The organism is Dyadobacter fanqingshengii (genome assembly GCF_023822005.2).
Taxonomy (GTDB): domain Bacteria; phylum Bacteroidota; class Bacteroidia; order Cytophagales; family Spirosomataceae; genus Dyadobacter; species Dyadobacter fanqingshengii.
This window is the reverse complement of sequence record NZ_CP098806.1, coordinates 5716791-5738714: the sequence shown is the minus strand read 5'-3', so window position 1 is coordinate 5738714 and position 21924 is coordinate 5716791. Positions and strand designations below refer to the sequence as shown.

The 21924-nt window shown below is 44.0% G+C and carries 23 protein-coding genes; 17 read left to right on the top strand and 6 right to left on the bottom strand.

Features of this window, described 5'->3' with window-relative positions; all coding sequences use genetic code 11:
• Positions 1-78 precede the first annotated feature (78 nt).
• The 7 genes from galE to NFI81_RS24030 are packed head-to-tail and all read left to right on the top strand — an operon-like array spanning position 79 to position 7232.
• Positions 79-1098 (top strand): UDP-glucose 4-epimerase GalE, encoded by a 1020-nt coding sequence (gene galE / locus NFI81_RS24060; RefSeq protein ID WP_234616034.1) that lies wholly within the window; start codon positions 79-81, stop codon positions 1096-1098.
• The gene (gene rfbB / locus NFI81_RS24055; protein WP_234616033.1) at positions 1095-2150 is read left to right on the top strand and encodes a dTDP-glucose 4,6-dehydratase; all 1056 of its coding nucleotides are present in this window, start codon (positions 1095-1097) and stop codon (positions 2148-2150) included. Before galE ends, rfbB begins: the two co-directional genes overlap by 4 nt.
• Positions 2151-2195: 45 nt before the next feature.
• Positions 2196-3062 (top strand): glucose-1-phosphate thymidylyltransferase RfbA, encoded by an 867-nt coding sequence (gene rfbA, locus NFI81_RS24050; RefSeq protein ID WP_234616030.1) that lies wholly within the window; start codon positions 2196-2198, stop codon positions 3060-3062.
• Positions 3063-3105: 43 nt separating this feature from the next.
• The gene (locus tag NFI81_RS24045; protein ID WP_234616025.1) at positions 3106-3747 is read left to right on the top strand and encodes an O-methyltransferase; all 642 of its coding nucleotides are present in this window, start codon (positions 3106-3108) and stop codon (positions 3745-3747) included.
• Between the two features lie 35 nt (positions 3748-3782).
• Positions 3783-6311 carry a LysM peptidoglycan-binding domain-containing protein gene (locus NFI81_RS24040; protein ID WP_234616024.1) on the top strand — a complete coding sequence of 843 codons (2529 nt, stop codon included), beginning with the start codon at positions 3783-3785 and terminating at the stop codon, positions 6309-6311.
• A 5-nt stretch (positions 6312-6316) separates the two neighbouring features.
• Positions 6317-6916 (top strand): DUF3109 family protein, encoded by a 600-nt coding sequence (locus tag NFI81_RS24035; RefSeq protein WP_234616023.1) that lies wholly within the window; start codon positions 6317-6319, stop codon positions 6914-6916.
• The gene (locus tag NFI81_RS24030; protein ID WP_234616022.1) at positions 6900-7232 is read left to right on the top strand and encodes an MGMT family protein; all 333 of its coding nucleotides are present in this window, start codon (positions 6900-6902) and stop codon (positions 7230-7232) included. Before NFI81_RS24035 ends, NFI81_RS24030 begins: the two co-directional genes overlap by 17 nt.
• Positions 7233-7295: 63 nt before the next feature.
• Here the strand turns inward: NFI81_RS24030 and NFI81_RS24025 are convergent, their stop codons facing one another.
• The 3 genes from NFI81_RS24025 to NFI81_RS24015 form a co-directional block, all read right to left on the bottom strand.
• Positions 7296-7691 (bottom strand): hypothetical protein, encoded by a 396-nt coding sequence (locus tag NFI81_RS24025; protein WP_234616021.1) that lies wholly within the window; start codon positions 7689-7691, stop codon positions 7296-7298.
• A 258-nt stretch (positions 7692-7949) separates the two neighbouring features.
• Positions 7950-8540: a hypothetical protein gene (locus NFI81_RS24020; RefSeq protein WP_234616020.1), complete on the bottom strand. Its 591-nt coding sequence runs from the start codon at positions 8538-8540 to the stop codon at positions 7950-7952.
• 188 nt (positions 8541-8728) lie between these two features.
• Positions 8729-10204, bottom strand: a complete 1476-nt coding sequence (locus NFI81_RS24015; protein WP_234616019.1) for a sodium:solute symporter — start codon at positions 10202-10204, stop codon at positions 8729-8731.
• A 107-nt stretch (positions 10205-10311) separates the two neighbouring features.
• Between NFI81_RS24015 and NFI81_RS24010 the strand changes: the two genes are divergently transcribed.
• The 3 genes from NFI81_RS24010 to NFI81_RS24000 are packed head-to-tail and all read left to right on the top strand — an operon-like array spanning position 10312 to position 11959.
• Entirely contained in the window at positions 10312-10587 is a 276-nt protein-coding gene (locus NFI81_RS24010) for an ATP-dependent Clp protease adaptor ClpS (RefSeq protein ID WP_082216086.1), read from the top strand.
• A gap of 18 nt (positions 10588-10605) precedes the next feature.
• Positions 10606-11220, top strand: coding sequence for a recombination mediator RecR (recR, locus tag NFI81_RS24005; protein ID WP_234616018.1), 615 nt, complete (start codon positions 10606-10608; stop codon positions 11218-11220).
• A 28-nt stretch (positions 11221-11248) separates the two neighbouring features.
• On the top strand, positions 11249-11959 hold the full coding sequence (locus NFI81_RS24000) for a superoxide dismutase (RefSeq protein WP_275949722.1): 711 nt from the start codon (positions 11249-11251) through the stop codon (positions 11957-11959).
• A 78-nt stretch (positions 11960-12037) separates the two neighbouring features.
• On the opposite strand, the gene NFI81_RS23995 is transcribed toward NFI81_RS24000, so the two are convergent.
• Positions 12038-13381: a tetratricopeptide repeat protein gene (locus NFI81_RS23995; RefSeq protein WP_234616017.1), complete on the bottom strand. Its 1344-nt coding sequence runs from the start codon at positions 13379-13381 to the stop codon at positions 12038-12040.
• Between the two features lie 197 nt (positions 13382-13578).
• Between NFI81_RS23995 and NFI81_RS23990 the strand changes: the two genes are divergently transcribed.
• The gene (locus NFI81_RS23990) at positions 13579-14124 is read left to right on the top strand and encodes a TlpA family protein disulfide reductase (protein ID WP_234616016.1); all 546 of its coding nucleotides are present in this window, start codon (positions 13579-13581) and stop codon (positions 14122-14124) included.
• 66 nt (positions 14125-14190) lie between these two features.
• Here NFI81_RS23990 and azu read toward each other — a convergent pair whose 3' ends face one another.
• Together azu and NFI81_RS23980 are read right to left on the bottom strand one after the other, a co-directional pair.
• On the bottom strand, positions 14191-14685 hold the full coding sequence (gene azu / locus NFI81_RS23985; RefSeq protein ID WP_234616015.1) for an azurin: 495 nt from the start codon (positions 14683-14685) through the stop codon (positions 14191-14193).
• A gap of 103 nt (positions 14686-14788) precedes the next feature.
• On the bottom strand, positions 14789-15307 hold the full coding sequence (locus tag NFI81_RS23980) for a hypothetical protein (RefSeq protein ID WP_234616014.1): 519 nt from the start codon (positions 15305-15307) through the stop codon (positions 14789-14791).
• Positions 15308-15494: 187 nt separating this feature from the next.
• Here NFI81_RS23980 and sucD point away from each other — a divergent pair, with 187 nt between their 5' ends.
• The 6 genes from sucD to porL all read left to right on the top strand — a co-directional run bounded on the left by sucD (position 15495) and on the right by porL (position 21913).
• Positions 15495-16373: a succinate--CoA ligase subunit alpha gene (sucD, locus tag NFI81_RS23975; protein ID WP_234603991.1), complete on the top strand. Its 879-nt coding sequence runs from the start codon at positions 15495-15497 to the stop codon at positions 16371-16373.
• 60 nt (positions 16374-16433) lie between these two features.
• A complete protein-coding gene (locus tag NFI81_RS23970; RefSeq protein WP_234616013.1) occupies positions 16434-17615 on the top strand; it encodes a DUF4271 domain-containing protein in 1182 nt (393 codons plus the stop codon).
• A 42-nt stretch (positions 17616-17657) separates the two neighbouring features.
• Positions 17658-18440 carry a uroporphyrinogen-III synthase gene (locus NFI81_RS23965; protein WP_234616012.1) on the top strand — a complete coding sequence of 261 codons (783 nt, stop codon included), beginning with the start codon at positions 17658-17660 and terminating at the stop codon, positions 18438-18440.
• A 132-nt stretch (positions 18441-18572) separates the two neighbouring features.
• A complete protein-coding gene (locus NFI81_RS23960) occupies positions 18573-19550 on the top strand; it encodes a PorP/SprF family type IX secretion system membrane protein (RefSeq protein WP_234616011.1) in 978 nt (325 codons plus the stop codon).
• 357 nt (positions 19551-19907) lie between these two features.
• Positions 19908-20981: a T9SS ring complex lipoprotein PorK/GldK gene (porK, locus tag NFI81_RS23955; RefSeq protein WP_234616010.1), complete on the top strand. Its 1074-nt coding sequence runs from the start codon at positions 19908-19910 to the stop codon at positions 20979-20981.
• 116 nt (positions 20982-21097) lie between these two features.
• Positions 21098-21913: a type IX secretion system motor protein PorL/GldL gene (gene porL / locus NFI81_RS23950; protein ID WP_234616009.1), complete on the top strand. Its 816-nt coding sequence runs from the start codon at positions 21098-21100 to the stop codon at positions 21911-21913.
• Positions 21914-21924: the final 11 nt, after the last annotated feature.

Sequence of the window (21924 nt, the reverse complement as noted above, 5' to 3'; positions counted from 1 at the left end):
TGTATACAAATGCATTTTTGAGCTTGTTTTTTCACATCATCTATACCACAATATTTTTTTAAATTAAGCAAAGAGCACATGAAAATTCTTGTTACGGGAGGAGCTGGCTTTATCGGTTCTCACACGGTTGTTGAGCTGGATAAAGCAGGGTTTGAGCCAGTCATCGTCGACAATCTCTACAATTCAAATCCCGGAGTTCTGGAAGGGATCAAAAAAATTACCGGCAAGGATTTTCCATTTTATGAGATCGACTGCAACGATTCAGAGAAAGTCAGGGCACTTTTTGAAAAGGAAAAATTTGACGGAATTATTCACTTTGCTGCTTATAAAGCTGTCGGCGAATCAGTAGAAAAGCCACTTAATTATTACGAGAATAATCTGATCTCCTTGCTTGTTCTCTTGCGCGCCGCTCAGGAATTTAAAGTGCCAAACTTTGTATTTTCTTCATCGTGCACGGTTTATGGTCAGCCAGATGCCATTCCGGTAACCGAAAACACGCCCCGCAAACCTGCAAATTCACCTTACGGCAATACAAAGGCAATCGGGGAAGACATTATCCGCGACTATGTGCATGCCAAATCGGGTGTAAAAGCCATTTCACTTCGCTATTTCAACCCAATTGGCGCTCACGAATCGTCACTGATCGGAGAGTTGCCCAATGGGGTTCCCAGCAATCTGGTGCCATTTATTACGCAAACTGCCGCTGGCCTCCGTTCTTCGCTCACCGTTTTCGGAAGTGATTACGATACCGTTGACGGAACTTGTATCCGTGACTTTATCCATGTGGTAGACCTGGCGAAAGCGCACGTGAAAGCATTGGAATTGTTGCAGGAACAAACGGATGCCGATTATTATGATGTCTTTAATGTAGGGACTGGTGAAGGATATACCGTCCTGGAATTGATCAATACATTTGAAGAAGTAAATGGCGTAAAACTAAATTATACGATCGGGCCGCGCCGAGCAGGAGACGTAGAAAAAATCTATGCGCAGTCGGATAAAGTGAATAATGTAATGAAATGGCATGCCGAAAAAACCATGGCGGATGCATTAAAAGACGCATGGAACTGGCAATTAAAAATAACAACTCAACAATGAAAAAGATCTTAATCACAGGTGGTGCAGGATTTATTGGTTCACACGTGGTGCGCCGTTTTGTAAACTACCATCCTGACTATCATATATATAACCTCGACGCACTTACTTACGCAGGAAACCTGGAAAACCTTCGTGACATTGAGAATGCGCCTAACTATACATTTGTAAAGGGTGATATCGTTGATGCTGAATTCATCGACAAGCTCATCAGTGAAAACGATTTCCACGGCATCGTCCACCTGGCTGCCGAAAGCCATGTGGATCGGTCTATCTCTGATCCGATGTCGTTTGTGATGACCAATGTGGTTGGAACAGTGAATCTTTTGAATGCTGCCAAGAAAGCCTGGAAAGATGATTTCACTGACCGCCGTTTTTACCATGTTTCTACGGATGAAGTTTATGGTGAATTGCACGACCCGGGCACATTTTTCGTGGAAACGACCAGTTACGATCCACGCTCGCCTTACTCGGCTTCGAAAGCGTCTTCGGACCACTTTGTGCGTGCTTATCATAACACTTATAAGCTGCCCATCGTCATTTCCAATTGTTCCAACAATTACGGCCCGAACCACTTCCCTGAGAAGCTGATCCCGCTGATGATCCACAACATTATCCAGCAAAAACCGCTTCCTGTTTATGGAAAAGGCGAAAACATCCGTGACTGGCTTTTTGTAGAAGACCACGCCATTGCCATTGACGTGATTTTCCACGATGGCAAAAACGGCGAAACCTATAACATTGGTGGTCATAACGAATGGAAAAACCTGGATCTGGTTCTGTTGCTCTGCAGCATTATGGACCAGAAACTGGGCCGCGAAAAAGGAGAAACAGAAAAACTGATCACCTACGTGACAGACCGCGCCGGACACGACCTTCGTTATGCGATCGACGCAACCAAACTTTCGGAAGAACTGGGCTGGAAACCTTCATTGCAATTCGCTGAGGGACTTGAAAGGACAGTGGACTGGTATCTGAACAACCAGGAGTGGCTGAACAACGTCACATCAGGCAACTACCAGAAATATTACACCGAAATGTATTCGGACAGATAATTCGAAGCACAGACAAATTACTTACGCTTACTACGATCTTCAAAAATGAAAGGAATTATTCTGGCCGGTGGATCCGGGACTAGGTTGCACCCATTGACATTGGCAGTTAGTAAACAGCTTATGCCTGTTTATGATAAGCCAATGATTTACTATCCGTTATCGATCTTAATGCTGGCGGGCATCCGCGAAATACTGATCATTTCAACGCCTCACGATCTGCCCCATTTTGAAAAACTATTGGAGGACGGGAGCCGCCTGGGTTGCACATTTACCTATGCAGTCCAGCCAAGCCCGGACGGACTTGCCCAGGCATTCATCATTGGTGAAGAATTTATTGGAAACGATAAAGTTGCCCTCATTCTGGGCGACAATATATTTTACGGATCGGGCCTTTCCCAGTTACTTCAATCCAACAACAACCCGGATGGCGGCGTGATCTTCGCATATCAGGTGCATGATCCCGAGCGCTACGGCGTTGTGGAATTTGATAAGGCCAATAACGTACTTTCCATTGAAGAAAAACCGGAGCAGCCCAAATCTAATTACGCGGTTCCGGGTCTTTATTTTTACGATAATGATGTAGTGGAAATCGCCAAAACGATCCCTCCTTCCCCACGTGGTGAGCTGGAAATCACAGACGTGAACCGGGTTTATCTGGAACGCGGCAAACTGAAAGTAGGCGTTTTGAACCGCGGAACTGCATGGCTCGATACGGGTACATTCCAGTCACTGATGCAAGCTGGACAGTTTGTTCAAGTGATTGAAGAAAGGCAAGGCTTGAAGGTTGGCTGCATTGAGGAGATCGCCTACCGCATGGGCTTTATTAATGCAGAGCAATTGCGTGAAATCGCCAAGCCGTTGGTTAAAAGCGGCTATGGAACCTATCTTGAACGCATTGTTGCCAATGTCTGATTGCACGATCACATTGTGTTTGATTTAAGAATCGGAATAAAAAATGAAGTTTCTGGCAGAGGAAATTGAGGCATATTCCGTAGCACATACGGAAGATGAGAGTGCATTGCTGAAGTCTTTAAACCGCGAGACGCATGCGAACATTCTTAACCCTCGTATGCTGTCCGGGCACCTTCAAGGCAGGTTTTTATCAATGATCTCCCGAATGGTCCGTCCAGACAGCATTCTCGAGATCGGTACTTACACCGGATATTCTGCGTTATGTCTTTGTGAAGGGCTCAATAAAGGAGGCAAACTGATCACAATCGACATTAACGAGGAGTTGGAGACTTTTACGCGCCGCTTTTTTGCCGATTCTCCCTTCGCCGATTATATTGATTACCAGATCGGTAATGCAACCGAGATCATACCAACGCTGGAAGAGACCTTCGATCTGGTCTTTATCGATGCGGATAAGATAAACTACAAGAATTACTTTGATCTTTGCATAGAAAAAGTGCGGACTGGAGGTTTTTTAATTGCCGATAACGTACTTTGGAGCGGCAAGGTAATTCAGGACGATATCAAAATTGACAAAGACACTCAAGCATTACTGGACTTCAATAAAATGGTCCACGAAGACAGCAGGGTTTCCAACATTCTGCTTCCTATCCGGGATGGGTTGATGATTCTTCAGAAATTATAATACACAAAACACATTCAGCCAAGCATTTACAATTTATGGCCAGGACTTTCATTAAAAACATCAAGTACATTGCAGTTGCCTGGATGTTGCTGCTTACTTCGAAAAGCAACGTCTTTGCCCAAGATTATCCGGAAATTCCTTCAAGCATTTCTTTTGGTGGAATTACGGTGAAGCTGGACAGGAGCGCCCAGGACATCATTGAAGAAGATGTGAAGAACCTGATGTCCAATAAAAAGTTTTGGGAAGAAAAAATGGACCGCGCCGTGCTCCACTTCCCTATTGTTGAAGGCATTTTGATGGACGAGGAAGTACCCATTGATTTTAAATATCTGGCCGTTCAGGAAAGTTCTTTCCGACCGGATGTAGTTTCCAGTTCTAATGCGGTGGGTTACTGGCAATTCAAGCCTGAAACAGCAAGAGAGTTGAACTTGCGGGTGGATGACGATGTGGACGAAAGGAAAAATATCAGTGCCTCCACACATGCAGCTGCCTGGTATCTGAAAAAGAACAATCAGCAATTCAATAACTGGGTTACGACGCTTTACTCCTACTATCAGGGTGCTGGCGGTGTAAAAAAAGTGGTTCCGGCCAACTGGGCATATGCTCGCGAAGTAACATTGAACGGCAAAACGGATCGCTATATGCTCCGTTTTTTCGCGCATAAAATAGCACTGGAAGCAGGCATTGAGAGACACAGAACTGCCAACAAACTTGTACTGCTGGAAGCCGATTATGGAAAAGGAAAGACATTTGATGAAATTTCCGCATCCCTGGGCGTAGGCGTGGCGGATTTGAAAAGTTATAACAGATGGCTCACAGACGACAAGATCCCGAGCGACCGTGAATATCTGGTTACCATTCCGGTCCGTGCTGACCAGCTAGCTTTTGTTCGCGAGAAATTATCATTGCCGCCTCAGCAAACAGCCGTGGCGTCTGTATATGAGGACTCCGGCTATCCGGTTTTGAAGAAAAAGCCTGGAAATTCCGATCCCAATAGTCCTGATCTGTACGAGATCAATGGCTTGCCGGGGGCGCAGGCGCGTGCAGGAGACAATCCCAAAGTGCTTGCAAAAGCGGGCAATATGAGCGCTCCCAAGTTCATGCGCTACAATGATATGGTTGCCGAAATGCAGCTGATCCCCGGTCAGGTTTATTATTTGGCCAAAAAACACAAAAAAGCATCCACACCATTTCACACAGCACGACCTGGCGACACCTGGCACAGCGTTTCTCAGCAATACGGGATCCGTTTGGTGAGCCTTTTGAAATATAACCGGACCACCAGCCGCAATTACCCGATTCAAACCGGACAGGTTTTATTCCTTACCAAAAAGAGACCCAAAAAACAGCCGATAGAGATTATTGCACCGCCGCAGCCATCGCCCGGCAAAAAAGACTCTGTAATCGCGCCGAAAACGGACGTGATTGCCGCTGCTGCTAATGCCAATGCAATTCCGGACAAGCCATCGGGGCGAAAAAAATACACGCCTGTTCTTGTTGAAAAGAAAGAGGAAACTGCCAGTGCGCCAGCAACAGTTGCGCCTCCGATTACAAATGCCCCAGTTGCAGCTGCAACGGCTGCGGCCGCTAACATTCAAACAAACCCTTCTGTGACGACAGCCACAAAAGTGCCTGCTTCTGTCCCTACTGAACCGGTTAGCACGCAAGCTGGCGACCGTGTGGTGATCATCACGCAGGACAATGCGGATACTTCCTTTAAGTCGGCTGAGGAAAGGCCTGTAGCCAGTTCAAGTTCTCCTTCCAAGGTGGTTACGCCCAATGATACGCGTGCTGCTTCCGAAACGTCGGTATACATGAAGCAACGGGCTGCGGCTGAGGAAAAAGCTGCCAGAGAAGCGTCTGCGGCACCTAAAACTGCTGTTACACCGGAAAAAGCGTCTTCACCGGAAAAGGCATCGTTTCACACTGTGCAATCAGGTGACACGTATTTTAGCATTGCCAGCAAATACAACCTGACGCTCAGGGAGCTGATTGCTCTGAACAAAAATACACCGGGCAGGCTTGTTGTAGGGCAGCGAATGGTGGTGAGCAAAGCACCAGCTGCTGCCGAAGCTGCAAGCGCCGCAACAACCAGCGAAACGCCCGAAAAAACAACGCGTGAACCTGAAAAAATAACGGTTGTTCGCACCGAACCGACGGAAACCTTCAAAACTCCCGAAGAAATCAAGCATGAAATCCGCACAACTGCCAGTTCAGGAGAGGAATTCCATGTGGTCCAGGGGGGACAGACTTATTACAGCATTTCCAAGGCTTACGGATTGTCTGTGAAGGATTTATATGAGCTTAATGATCTGAATGAATCGTCCCGATTGAAATCCGGACAAAGATTGCGTGTGAAAAAAGTGGACTCAGAAGCTCCGGCATCTGCGCAATCATCGGGTTCGAGCCAGTCAGGCACGAAAACGCACACAGTGGCTTCCGGTGAAACGCTCTTCCGCATTTCCCAAACGTACCATACGAATGTGGAAGACATCAAACGATTAAACAATATGTCGGGAAATAGTGTTATGGTGGGACAAAAGCTAAAAATCCCGCAACAATAAGTGATATGATACTCATTGAGAATACATGCATTAGTGATGACATTGAAGACCAGTTTTTTGTCTGTAATCTGGACAAATGCAAAGGTGCTTGCTGTGTGGAGGGAGATTCGGGTGCGCCGCTGGACGAAGATGAGCTTGCTATTCTGGATGAGATCTACCCGCACGTTGAACCATATTTAACCCAGGCCGGAAAGGATGTAATTGCCAAAGAAGGGACTTATACCAAAGATTGGGATGGTGATTATGTCACGCCCATTATTAACGGCAAGGAATGTGCTTATGCTCTTTATGATGAAAGAGGCATTCTGAAATGCGGCATTGAGCAAGCATACAATGATGGAAAAATCTCTTATAAAAAACCGATTTCCTGTCATCTGTATCCGATAAGGGTCACCAAATATGAACAATATCATGCGCTCAATTATGATCGCTGGGAAATATGCAGCCCTGCTTGCAGCTTGGGTCAGGAATTAGGCGTTCCTGTTTATAAATTTCTCAAAGAACCGCTCATGCGTGCCTATGGGCCAAATTGGTATGATCAACTGACGCGGGAAATTGATGAACGCCAGCAAAGCCGATTGAGAGCGCATGAAGCAGGAAAATGATTTTTTCACTGATGTTTACGATGTAGTAAGGCAAATTCCAAAAGGCCGCGCTACTTCCTACGGTGCAATTGCAGCCTACCTGGGTGCAAAACGCGGTGCCAGGATGGTGGGCTGGGCCATGGGAAACAGTTTTACGCAATATGAATTACCCGCGCACCGTGTCGTCAACAAACAAGGTGAGCTGAGTGCCCGGCATCTTTTCGAAACGCCGACAACCATGCAGGAAAGACTGGAAAGTGAAGGCGTTGTCGTGAAAGACGACCGCATTCAGAATTGGAACGAATGTTTTTGGGATCCTGAAAAGGAGCTCAACTGATAATAAGAAAAGGCTCTTCACCCAGTGGATGAAGAGCCTTTTTCTTATTCGAACCTTATATTACTACAGGGAAATCAATTTCTCGCTGGTGCTTTGGATCTGCACTTCTTTCACCAATTTTTTCTTATTGTAAAACAACTCGAAATAATAAACACCGTCATTCATTTCTTCAAGGTCAAATACGCGGCGATATTTCGAGTCTTTATCATTGAACACTTCTGAATAGAATACTCTTCCGCCTTTGTCTTTCAAGATGATTCTCAATCTTTCGTCAGCGGCCTTGTCAACGGACAGTTTAACTTTATTGGTTTCTTTCACTTTGTAAAGAGCGGCATCAAAAACCACCGCATCAGCAGCGGCTTTTTCTTCGTTGTTTTTCTTTTTGTCTGTTGTAAATGAAGCAAGAGACAAAGTAAGCGCCAGTGCGCAGAACAGGTTTGAAATGTTTGAAATTTTCATGGCTAATATAGTTTTCTAGTTATGACCGTACATCTGCACAGTTGACTATATACAAAAAAGGAATGTGCCAGTTTCATTTCCGAAGAAAATTTAACCGACACATTCCGATTGTAATAAACTCTATATCAGTAAGTTAAGAATACTTTTCAATTTTTTTTCATAGTCATTCCCTTTTTTAAAAGCTGTTCATAACCGAACATTTCCTATTAAAACCGAACGAAATCAAACCAGAATTGCACGCTCACAGGTTGCATCACCTTAGATTTTATTTTTGCCTCTGCTTTCGTTAGCGATCTTCTTGATCATCGGCAAACGGCTCGCCGGAATCAAATGCTTGTAATCCCAGAAAGCCGAAACACAAACGATTTTCCACTCACCATTGATCTTTTCCATCAGCCTGACTTCCTTGCTATGGTGAAAGTTCTTTTCCATTTTATCGCTGTTAAACTGGTCCCAGGTGAGATAGGCCACATTGTCATCGAAGAACTTATACTTTACATTTTTCCTTTCAACAATCGGATGGCTTGAAACAGGCTCGGGGTTGTCCGCGATGTATTTACCAATCTGCTTGTTAATATCCTCCCAGCCTACATTGGAATCGAATGTTCCATCATTGTTGCTCCAAGCCTGGAATGCGTAGTCTGTTTGTGCATAGTTAGCTTTCCATGCATTGTAATCTCTGGCGAAGAATGATTTGGTTTCGTTTTCAATTACGTCGTTGATCGCTTTCTTTTCCTTTTCAAGGTTCGCTGCGAAATCTGCTTCGCGTTTAGCCTCTTCTTCTTTGGTCTTGTCGGTGCATGAGATGCACAGTAGGACTCCTAATAGAAATACTGACAATGTTTTCATACTATAAAAGTTTAGTTTGTTAAAAACATTTTTAACTCAACTCAATCTTTCAGTAAGCATCCATCAAAGGCGCGAAAGGGCGTCAGATTTATCAGAAAGTTAATATTTTTTTGCATAAATGCAAGATATAAATCGGAAAACATGTCACCGATTTCAAAGAAAAAGACGATTTATTTGAGGAAATTCTTTTATCTAACAAGCGGATTGGGCGCGTAACGTTTGGCTTTGGGATCGTGCAGTAGCCAAAGCCCTATGAAAGTAATTAAACCATTGATAATCAACCTCTCAAAACCAAACTTATAACCATTGAACCATTCTGCCGAATGATCATTGATAATGTAAGTCAGTACAGGTGCGAGCATGCAGACCAGCGGCACCCACTTATCTTTTACAGGTCGTTTAAGAAAAGCTCCGAAGGAAAACAGCCCCAGTAACGGCCCATAAGTATACCCTGCCAGATCAAACACTGCTGTGATCACTTCTTTGCTATTAAGCCGGTTAAAAACCAATATCACCAGATAGAAAACCACCGAAAACCCGATATGGACCCAGAATTTGATGGATGAGCGCTGCGCCTCCGGCCGTTTTTCAATGTTCATAAAATCGATGCAAAAAGCCGTAGTTAATGCGGTTAATGCAGAGTCGGAACTTGCGTAGGTGGCTGCTGTAATCCCCAGCAGGAATGTGATTCCCACGACAAGGCCTAAATGGTTGAGGGCCAGCATGGGATAGAAATCATCAGACTTCGCTGGCGTCGGAATTCCTTGCGCTTCCGCATATACGTAAAGCAGTGCGCCCAGGGACAGGAATAGGAAATTCACAATTACGAGCACAACCGTAAACCAGAACATATTCTTCTGCGCTTCTCCTATGTTCTTGCAAGTCAGGTTTTTCTGCATCAAATCCTGATCCAGCCCCGTCATTACTATGGCAATAAACACGCCGGCGAAGAATTGTTTGAAGAAGTTCTTCGGGTCATTGGTATCCCAGTAAAAAATCTTGGAATATCCGCTCGTTTGCACCCGGTTCCATATATCGCCGAAGCCATCCAGATTCAGCTCATTAGACACCAGCACAATGGTCAGGATAACGGCGGTGATCAGGAAAAACGTTTGTAAAGTATCCGTAACAATAATCGTTTTAACACCGCCTTTGAATGTATAAACCCAGATCAGGAAGATTGTAATGGCCACTGCAACTTCAAACGGAATGCCCAGCGGCTTGAACAACGCGATCTGCAAAACCTGCGCGGCAACATAAAGCCTTACTGCTGAACCAATTGTACGCGAAAGCAGAAAAAAGCCGGAACCCGTCTTGTAAGACCAAAAACCAAAGCGCTGTTCGAGATAAGAATAAATGGATATGAGGTTCAACCGGTAATACAGCGGCATCAGCACTGTGCCGATGACCAGATAACCCAGAATGTAGCCTATAACGACTTGAAAATAGGAAAATTGAATGTTAACAACCGCTCCCGGGACCGAAACAAATGTCACGCCGGATAGTGAAGTCCCGATCATTCCAAATGCCACAAGATACCACGGCGACTGCCTGTTTGCAGTGAAAAATGTATTGGTATCTGCTCCTTTTGAAGTGTAAATGGAGACCGTAATGAGCATCCCGAAATACGCGATCAGGATGACCAAAGAAATATATGGATTCATTAAAGCGGGTTATTTGTGAATTTTAGCAGCGGATTAAAAGGCGCTTAAAACTTCCGTTAATCTGCGTTTTTGTTTAGATTTGCTAATCAAACAGAAATTTGGTTGTTATGCAAGCGCTTACAGACACTGAGGTAGAAATTCTGGATAAAACTGTAGAAACCGATCTTCAGAAACTGGTTATCTACAATGATGACGTAAATACATTTGATTGGGTCATTGATACATTAATTGAAGTTTGCGGCCACACCAACGAACAAGCTGAACAATGTACATTGATCATACATTACAAAGGCAAATGCTCTGTGAAGGAGGGTGCTTTTGAAGAATTGACCGGCATGCGCAATGAAATTTGCCGTCGCGGAATCTCCGCAGAAATCCACTAGTCTCACTCAACTTTTCACATGAATTACCCCTCACGTCTTATTGAGGAAGCCGTAAGTGAAATCTCCCGTCTGCCGGGAATAGGAAAAAAAACAGCGCTGCGTCTGGCATTACATTTGCTTAAGAGAGAGGAAGAACAAACCCGGTCTCTTTCGGAGGCGCTTATCAACATGCGGACCAAAACCTCGTACTGTGAAAAGTGCCACAACATTGCTGACGACCGGTTATGTAACATTTGCAGCAATCCAAGACGCGATAATTCGATCATATGTGTAGTTGTGGATACGCGCGATGTGCTGGCGATTGAGTCGACCAATCAATATAAAGGGCTTTATCATGTTTTGGGAGGAATTATTTCTCCGTTGGAAGGCATAGGGCCTTCAGACCTGCAAATTGATTCATTAATAAAAAGAATAGAGCATCCGGAAGACGCGGAGCCCGTGAAGGAAATTATCCTCGCTTTGAGCCCGACGATGGAAGGCGATACAACCGCCTTTTATCTGCAAAAAAAACTGAAACCGACCGGTGTGAAAATGAGTACAATTGCCCGTGGAATCCCAATCGGGGGCGACCTTGAATACGCGGATGAGATTACCCTCGGGCGCAGTATCGTAAGCCGGGTGGCCTACGATTAAGGACTAAACACTTTACCGAAAGACTGTTATGAATAGAACCGACTTCTTAAAGACATTAGCAGGAAGTTCCCTGGCTATGAGCGCGTTGTCCAGCCAGTCATTTGCAAACTCAGCAGAAGGCCTGCAAGCCGAAATGGCCCCATTCAAACAAGCTCCCCTTCCTTACGACTTTCGTGCGCTGGAACCCAGCATTGATAAGATGACCATGGAAATCCATTACGGGAAACACCACGCGACTTATGTAAAAAATCTCAACGACGCTGTTAAAGGAACCGAATACGAGAAAAAATCGCTGGACGATATCATAAAAACCATTGGCAAAGCGCCCGCTGCCATTCGAAACAACGGTGGTGGACACTGGAACCATACGTTTTTTTGGGAAGTAATGGGGCCGAAAAAAGCTGCTGCTCCTGCCGGACCTGTTGCGGATGCGATTAATGGTCAGTTTGGTTCCATCGATAAATTCAAAGAAGAGTTTGCAAAAGCGGCAACAACGCGTTTCGGTTCCGGATGGGCCTGGTTGGTTGCGAAGGATGGTAAACTGGCGATCGGATCGACGCCGAATCAGGATAACCCGTTAATGGACATTTCCGATTTCAAAGGAACGCCGATCCTGGGACTTGACGTGTGGGAGCATGCCTATTATCTGCATTACCAAAACAAACGCCCGGATTACATCAAAGCATTCTGGGATGTAGTGAACTGGGATAAGGTAGCTGAGAAATTGAAAAAGGCTTAACTTACAAGCCGGCATTATATAGGAAAGGGTTAATGATCATGATCGTTAACCCTTTCCTTTTTTTGTTTTTTACTAAGATTAATTGCAATAACTGCCAATCACTTTATACGCCTGCTGGTAACCCAATTCGCCCGCCTTACTTAAATCCAGGCAACCATCATGGACTTCGCCCAGACTATTTTTCAAAATTCCCCTTAAATAATACGCTTCCGGGTAATCGGAACGCAATTTGATAGAGCTGGAAAAGTCCATAACCGCGCCCATCTGATCGCCGCTTGCCGAGCGTACCATTGCGCGCGAGAAGAATGCAGTTGAATAGGTTGGGTTTAGTTCAACTGCGGCTGTAAGGTCCTGAATCGCTCCTTTTACCTCCCCTACCTTGGCTTTGCTGACGCCCCTTACAAAATAAGCCTCGGCCCTGTCGGCACTCAGATGATCTATTTTAATATTATGCTGAACCTGATCTCTCAATGCATCGAGCGTCTCACGATTTATTTTGCCAGTATATGCTACCTTTTTTGGATCGCCTACATAGGTGTTTTTCAATTCAATTGACGTAGAAAGATCAGCGATGGCGCCCCTTGGATCATTGAGTTTACCTTTGGCATAACCTCTTCCATAAAACGCCTGGTAATTCTGAGCATTCAACTGAATCGTTTTATCAAAATCAATTACTGCTCCCTGAAAGTCTTCGAGCTTGTTTTTCGCAAAGCCTCTTTTTTCATAAAAATCACTCTCATTAGGACTCAGCTCGATGGCACGTGTGAAATCTGCGACGGCTCCCTGGAAATCGCCTAATTCTATTTTTGCCAATCCCCGGCCTGCATAAGCACCTGTTCTTTTCGGGCTTAACTCAATCACTCTCGTGAAATCGGCCAGACTGCCTGCATACTCCTGCAAATCCTGCTTACAATTTCCCCGTGCGTATAAAGCTGCAAGCTCGTCCGGGTTGAGGGATAATGCTTTATCGAGATCCGTAAGCGCGCTGCGGTGCTTTTTCATTTTGGCATAGCTCACACCCCGGTTGTAGTAGATCTTCGGGTCATCTGCATTTAATTCCAAAGCTTTGGAATAATCCTCAATGGCTGACGAAAAATCATCCTGCAAACTTTTACTCACGCCCCTGCTTTGGTAATAAAGCGGTTCTTTGGGATTGAGCTCAATAGCGCGGTTGTAATCCAGAATGGCTCCTCTGAAATCTTTCAGGTTTGCCTTGGCCAGTCCACGGTTGAAAAAGCTGGGTGCATGTTCCGGACTCATTGAAATTACCGTAGAATAAGCTTGCAGTGCACCGTTGAAATCACCGGTTCCTGCCCTGGTATTGCCTTCTTCAAAAAATTCCGCAGCCGATCGTTGAGCAAAAGTGGAGTTAGAGAAAAAAATTGCAGAGAGGGAAATTAGACCAAAAATTAGAACTTTCATGAATGTAAACCGTTTCCTCAAATCAGATTTGTTTTTTATTTATCCTATAAAAGTATTCAAATTCCTACTACGCATCAAAAATCGCACGCCCTATTTTTCCAACGTAGTTTTTAAAGTGCTTTTGGCAGAATATGGTTACTTTTACCATTTCAATTCCGCCTGCGGAATCGCTTTTATTCACCAATCCTACACCAGTTATGACAGCCACTTCAAAGAAAATTTTTGTCGTCATTTTGCTACTCATTGCAGCGGGAGCTGTGTATTATTCGTTCGTTGAACCGATAGACAGTAAAGAGGCTAATGTAGAAAATGCTGTTCCTGGGCAAGATGCAGCAGCGTCTGTTTATTTGTCTGATCTGAGAGACCTGGAAGGCAAACCAGTGGCGATGGATGAAAATAAGCTGGTGTTTTTAAATGTATGGGCTACCTGGTGCGGGCCTTGCAACATGGAAATGCCGGGCATTCAGAAACTTTACGATAAATACAAAACACACGAAAAAGTATCGTTCTACATTATTTCTGATGAAGATGCTGAGACAGTAAATCCATTCATCGCACGTAAAGGCTACAATTTACCTTTTTATCAGTTTGCGGGCGCTTATCCTCCTGCGCTGGACGGCAATGCAATTCCAAGAACTTACATTATTTACAAAGGCAAGATATTAGTGGAAGAAGTCGGCGCGTCGCAGTGGGACAGGCCGGAAATCGTGGATCTGATCGAGAAGCAACTCGCGGAAATCTAAAACCGAAAGGACATAAAAAAAGCGCTGATCATAGAGACCAGCGCTTTTTTTGTATTTCTAAATTACTTATTCAACAATGAATGTTCCTTTCATCAAAGCATAGTGACCAGGGAAACTGCAGATGTAAGTGTAAGTTCCTTTTGCAGGTGCAGTAAATTCCACTGTGTCGCTTTCGCCACCGCCAACCAGCTTGGTATGCGCGATGATGCTTGCTTCTTCCGCCTTAGGAATGTATTCTGTTTCTCTTGCAGCAGCAGCTTTCGACCCGAATGCAGCAACGTCAGTTCCTGGCTTCAACAAAACCCAGTTATGTCCCATTGCAGCTTTTGCAAGTTTACCTGAGTGTGTCAAAGTCAGTTTCACTTTTTGTCCAGCTTTAACTTTGATCTCTTTAAGGTCAAACTGCATTGCATCACTTCCTTTTATAACGATGGTTTTAGCTTGTTTCACATCGCTAACAACTGCTTTGGCTGGCAATTTAGCCTCAGCAGTGTTCATTGTAACAGCTCCAAAAGCCAAAACTGAGGCAAGAAGCATTACGCCATACTTCGTCGTTTTCATATTAAGAGTATTAGTAAACTTGATTGTTTGATAATTAACTGGTGCAATTTACGACGCGGTATTTAAAAAAAACAATCCATTAACATTTGTTTGATAAATAGGTTTAAAAAAGGATTTTATACTGATCCCGCATGGCCCTGCCAACGCAAATAACGGACAGCACCATCATATAATGGTTAATATCCACCGGGTCCATTGGAATCGGAAGATTCCCAGATTTGGTGGACAATGCCAGCAACATCATGGAAAATATCACCCACAACGCACTTTTTTGACGGCTTGCCAGTCCGACGCATGATATGAGCAATGTGATCAGTATCGCGAGGGATTTAATGATGAGACCTACGTATTCGACGCCAAACCAGGTTATACAATACATCAGCAGCAACCCCAGCCCAATGGTGGATGCAAAGAAGTAGGTACCTGCTTTATAACGCATGATAAGGCACCACGACGCAGACACCAGGCAAAATGCGCCCAATGTCATTTCGCCCGCGATGGCGATCTCGTGGATGGTTTCCAGGCTTTCCACGCCTGCGTACACGAGCAGATCCGTAAGTGCGACAAGGGCGATAAAAAACAAAAATATGCCCCAGAGCCACTTGCTGATAAACGGCTGCATTCTGAAATACCTTGAAAAAATAAATAAACTGGTAAAACTCAGAACTAAGTTGGAAAATATATGTGGGCTGCTGAGTATCTGCATAAACCTGCTTAGTATTGTCAAAAAAGCAATTTACAAATTCTGGCTACATTTTGCTACTTCGTGCTTTTCGTTCTACTTTTACCAAAAAAACTGATTTACCAACATGAGCGTTTTAGTTAATAAAAATTCTAAGATTATAGTTCAGGGATTTACCGGATCGGAGGGCTCTTTTCACGCCCAGCAAATGATCGAATACGGTACTAATGTCGTAGGTGGCGTAACTCCGGGCAAAGGCGGCCTTTCACATCTTGAAAGACCTGTTTTTAACACTGTTGACCTGGCTGTTCGTGCGACTGGTGCGGATGTATCTATCATTTTCGTTCCTCCGGCTTTTGCTGCTGATGCTATTATGGAAGCTGCTGATGCTGGAATTGGCGTTATCGTTTGTATCACCGAAGGTATCCCTACCAAGGACATGATGCAGGCAAAAGAATATATTAAAAACAAAAATTGCCGTCTGATCGGCCCAAACTGTCCGGGTGTTATCACTGCTGAGGAATGTAAAGTGGGCATTATGCCAGGTTTTATCTTCAAAAAAGGAACGGTTGGTCTTGTGTCAAAATCAGGAACATTAACTTACGAAGCTGTTGACCAATTGACGCGTGCAGGACTTGGACAAACGACTGCCATCGGAATCGGAGGTGACCCTATCATTGGAACAACAACGAAGGAAGCGGTTGAATTGTTAATGAACGACCCTGAAACGGAAGCAATCGTCATGATCGGCGAAATTGGTGGAAGCATGGAAGCGGATGCTGCCAACTACATTAAATCAACGGGTAACAAAAAGCCGGTCGTAGGTTTCATCGCCGGACAAACTGCTCCGAAAGGACGCAGAATGGGCCATGCGGGTGCAATTATCGGTGGTGCTGACGATACAGCAGAAGCTAAAATCAGAATTATGAAGGAGTCAGGTATTTTTGTAGCTGAATCGCCTGCATTGATCGGCGAAACGATGCTGATCGCTCTTGGAAGAAAATAGTAACCTGCTTACATATAACTTTTTAAGAGGGCTGGGGAAACCCCGCCCTTTTTTATACCAATGAAGTCCATTTCTTTTACGCTTTTTTGGGCTTTTCTCATCGCTTTTTCCGTTTCCGGAACAATGGCTTCCGGCGCGGCCGAAGTTAATCCTCCCGAGCAATATTTCCCGGTATACGATTACCAGAACGACTGGCTCGTTTACAATCCTCAATACAAAAACTACGTCCCATTCTCCCAGGGCGTGAACGAGGGCGCGCGTTATGTCAGCTTATACATTGATCTCGTTAAAAACCGTCGGTATGTGCTGCTCGTAAAAGCTGAAAATGAGAGTTATCTGTTTTTAGAAGGCTCCCTTCAGAACAAGGTGGCCAAAGACCAGTGGCAGGAACTCAACATTGATAGCCTTTACAAGCTCTACAAAAAAGACGAATTGCTGCTTACAGTTTACGGCAGTTCGGGCATTGGGGACAAATCTGTGCTGCTTTGTAACAAAAAGAAACGCAATGATCCCATGACCATTGAGCAGGCAGGACGCAATTTTATTAACATTAAACCCATCACATTTACGCCGTTCGGTAACTTCGCAGCCCTTTCCCTCATTCTCATTCTCATACTGACCGTCTGGATTTTCAATGCTAACCCCTTGTCATTTATACGTTTGATAAATCCTATTGAGTTTTTCAATAACGATCCAAGGGATCAGCTTTCTAAAATTAACAAACCTTACAGCAACACCGTTATATTTTTCGTTATCATCACTTCGATGCTGATGAGCTTTATCGTGGTTTTCTTTTCGGCAAATGAGCTTAATGTATTTTCTGTCAGCACGATATTATCTGAAAAGTCAAATACGCTGCAAATTGTGGGAGACTTTTTCATCCTTTCCGCCATTTTCTTCCTGCTTACATATCTCAAATATATAGGCATGGTAATGGCCGGTAACATGCTCAATCTGGACAAGACGGTCGATATCATCTTTCTTAAAATAATACAATCCTCTTACCTGTTTTATGCAGCACTGTTTCTGCTGGTTTTCATGCTCAGTTTCAACCACATAAACTGGCTAAATGAGATGAGAACCTATGTTCTGGCCCCATTTTTACTGTTCTATTCAGCGAGATTCCTGGCATTATACATTGTAACCAAGCCTCCGGGTTCGTTGATTAATCTGTATTTATTTTCGTACCTTTGCGTCATTGAAATAATCCCGCTCATTGTCGGCATAAAGTTTGCTTTGTAATTGCAGAACATGAAACGGAATTTAAACTAATGAGGATTATACATGAGTGATACCATCCATTTTGATCAGGAGCGGCTTAAAAAAGTAACCAGCCTTTTAGTTAGTCAATCCAGACCAGCCGACGAGAATTCACCTTACTATGAATTGGCCAAAAAGTATAATATTAAAGTAGATTTCAGGCCGTTCATACAAATTGACGGAGTTTCTTATAAAGAGTTTCGCAAGCAAAAAATCAACATTCTGGATCATACTGCGGTTATTTTTACCAGCCGTAATGCCATTGATCATTTCTTTCGGATCTGTAATGAAGGAAGAGTGGAAGTGCCGGCGACGATGAAATATTTCTGCATTTCGGAACAGACTGCCAATTATCTTCAGAAATATATTGTGATCCGCAAGCGTAAAATCTTCACAGGCACTAAAACAGCCGCTGAACTGATCGAGCTGATGCGGAAACATAAGAAGGAGAAATTCCTTTATCCGTGCTCGGACGTTCGTAAAAATGACATTCCTGAGTTTGCAGATACAGAAGAATTCCATTTCGTTGAGGCAACCATGTATCAGACCGGTTCTGCTGATCTCTCTGACTTGGAGGATGTTTACTACGATATCATTGCATTTTTCAGCCCGTCGGGGATAAAGTCGCTATACGATAACTTCCCTGATTACAAGCAAAACTCTACGCGTATTGCTGCTTTCGGCCCAACAACAGCAAAAGCAGTGACAGATGCAGGTCTTTTTCTGGACATTCAGGCACCATTGCCGAATGCCCCGTCTATGACCGGCGCGCTCGACCTTTATATCAGACAAGCGAACAATGTTTGAGTCGTTTTTCCCCCAAAAAAGCCCCGGAAAATTTCCGGGGCTTTTTTGTTATTTTATCAATTTTTTTAAGCAATATGCGTTATAAATAAAATCCGAAAACTCCCGGCGTGTTCCTTAACCAAACCCACAGGCATGACTTTGACGTTTATTATTCGAAGTATTAAATATAACCGGCTGCTTGCAATAATACTCCTGACCACCTCCGGTGCGATGGCTCAGAAAGACGCACAATTCAGCTTATTTTCTCTCAATCAGTTATATCTTAATCCGGCAGCAGCTGGGGCGGACGGGCTCACCAAGTTCCAGCTCACACACAGAACGCAATACGCAGGCTATCAGGGCACAAATGTTACGGACGAAGGCGGTGCGCTTTCAACCCAGCTTTTTGCATTCAGTATGCCTATCAAGAATTTTGGAATTGGGTTCTATGCATTGAATGACCGCAGTGGACCGCGTACAGACCAGGATTTTAAAGTTTCGGCAGCTTACCGCATTCCCGCTTTCGGAGGCAATTTTCAGGTTGGTGCGAGCGCGGGTTTATTCAGACAGTCTATTGATTACAGTAAGTTAAGATATCAGGATCTCGATGATCCTTTGATTCCAACCGGCAACATTTCGGAAATCAACCCCGACTTTTCTATCGGCGCACGATTTGAAAATGAAACCTTCTACGCCGGTCTTTCTTTAAACCACCTTTTAGAGCCGAAATATCAACTGGGATCCACAACGGCGACCAATCCGTTACCCCAAACGCTCTATTTTAATGCTGGCATAAACATTGAACTCGGTTACATGCTTGATATACAGCCTATTGTCCTTTTAAAATCAGACATTAGCACGTTTTCAGGTGAGGGCGGCGCAACCGTAACCTATAATAAGCGTTATTGGATTGGCGGAACTTACAGACAGCAGGACACGTATTTTATCTTAATGGGGGGGATTTATTTGCTGCCGGATCAATCGCTCAAGCTCTCGGGAGCGTATGATCTTGTACTGGGAGGAAATGAATCAAAAGCACCGTCATCTTTCGAAGTAATGTTGTCCTATGCATTGCCTTCTCCAAAGTTTGGCAAAAAGACTATTATTCGGACGCCGCGTTTCAGATTTTAGACGGCAAGGAAAAATGCTCCGTATATAGTACTATGGAATCCGGAAATTATTAAAAAAGTGGCCAATTTGCCATTTATTAAACGGTTTTTGTAAACCAGTAGGTAATTGTAGTTAAGCAGTTTGCAAAACTTTAATTTATATTTGTAAAATAATCTTGCCTTATACCATTTATCTTATTCTTACGTTAACTCGATAAATGCAGGCTTTGTGACGGATACGGGAGCTCCACAATATGATTTCTCCCAGAATCCTGCTGAGCGTGAGATTGTTATTTTTGTTTGTATTTCAAGTATACTATATATCACCAGTCGACGTTTTTAGGCTAACATTTTATTATTCAAATTTTACAAAAACACTATGAATGTGAAAGTGTTCTATCGGGATGGAGTCAAAAGTCTGCTTTTGATAGCCGCTCTTATGCTCATGCAAAGTTGCGGGTTTATCAAAAGTAAGTTTGGCAAGGGAGGACAAGAGGAAAGCGGGATTCAAAACGGGGAAATTACAGCGACAGCCCGTAAAGGTTATAAGCAGACAACTCCGGCTGGAATGGTGGTGATACCATCTGGTTCCTTTGTAATGGGACAGGCCGATGAAGATATAGCTTCGTCCATGAACAACATGAACCGTCGCGTGACGATCAGCTCATTCTTTATGGATGACACTGAAATCACAAACAACGAATATCGCCAGTTTGTGAATGCCTTGCTGGTTGACTCTGTTTCAGTTTTGGGAGAAGAAGAAATTATGTCCAAATACTATCCTGATACAACAGCCTGGAAAAAAGACTTTGCTTATTCTAATGGTGATCCGTTTGTTGAATATTACTATCAGCACCCGGGTTTTGATACTTACCCTGTTGTAGGTGTTAGCTGGCAGGGAGCTCAGTATTTCTCAAAATGGCGTACCAACCTTTTGCACGATTTCCAAAACAAAGAAGGACAATTCAATTCCACAGGTTTCCGTCTTCCGACAGAAGCAGAATGGGAATGGGCGGCAAGGGGCGGACGTGCAGTTGCCAAATACCCTTGGGGTAACCCTTACACGATGAACGCCAAAGGATGTTTCTTAGCGAACTTCAAGCCACAACGCGGAAATTATGATGCGGATGGCTATCCTTATACAGGTCCGGCTAACGCTTACAACCCAAATGATTTCGGTCTTTATAACATGGCTGGAAACGTTGCAGAGTGGACATCGGATGCTTATACAGACAATGCAACGGCAATCGTTTGGGATATGAACCCAAGATATGACAATCCTGATGAACCTCGTAAGGTTGTGAAAGGCGGTTCATGGAAAGACATCGCTTACTACTTACAGACTGGCACGAGAACTTTCGAATATGAAACAGAACGTCGTGCTTTCATCGGCTTCCGCTGCGTAATGGACAATGTTAATGATCGCGGAGGTGCCCGTGCACGCCGTCGCTAGATAGAATCTCTTCGAAAAAGAAGCAGCGTTTTGAACACTGCTTCTTTTTTACGACCTGCTCAAAACACTTTTCATATCAATATCTAATTTTTTCACTGTAACTGATTTCAATAAGTATGGCTAAGAATAGCGGACCTAATTTTTTTTGGGATAAACTGGTACCAACAATATATAGCGCAGGTGCTGCCGTTGTTATTTTGGGAGCGTTAGCAAAAATTCAACACTGGGATTTCGGCGGCCCTTTACTAACTGCCGGATTGGGTACTGAGGTACTTATATTTTTACTTTATGCACTTCAAACACTGACACAATCTTCTGACCGCGAGCCGGATTGGACGCGCGTTTATCCTGAGCTTGACGATAATTACAACGGTCCTGCCATCACACGTGGTTCTACATCTTCAAGTGGTGTAACTGCTAAATTGGACAACATGCTTGACAATGCTAAACTTGGACCTGAGGTTTTTGACAGCCTTGGAAAAGGTTTCAGAAATCTTTCTGAAACAGTTGGCAAAATCAGCGATCTTACCGATGCAACTGTTGCTACTAATGATTACGCAAGAAATGTGAAAAGTGCGTCAACTGCGATCAATGATATGAATAAATCTTACGGTGTTGCCATCAGTGCGATGAGTTCTATGGCCGATGCTACCAAAGATGCACAATCATATCGTGAACAATTCCAGCAAATTACAAAGAACATGGGCGCGCTTAATGCGGTTTATGAACTTGAATTGCAGGACACAACGAAGCATTTGAAAGCAATGAATGCATTCTACGGTAACCTGACAGCTGCGATGGAAAACATGGCCGATGCTACCAAAGAATCACAAGTGTTTAAAAATGAAATGTCCAAGCTGACGACAAATATTTCGTCTTTGAATGGCATTTACGGTAATATGCTGACTGCCATGCGTGGTGGTAATGCATAATATCAGTTTAG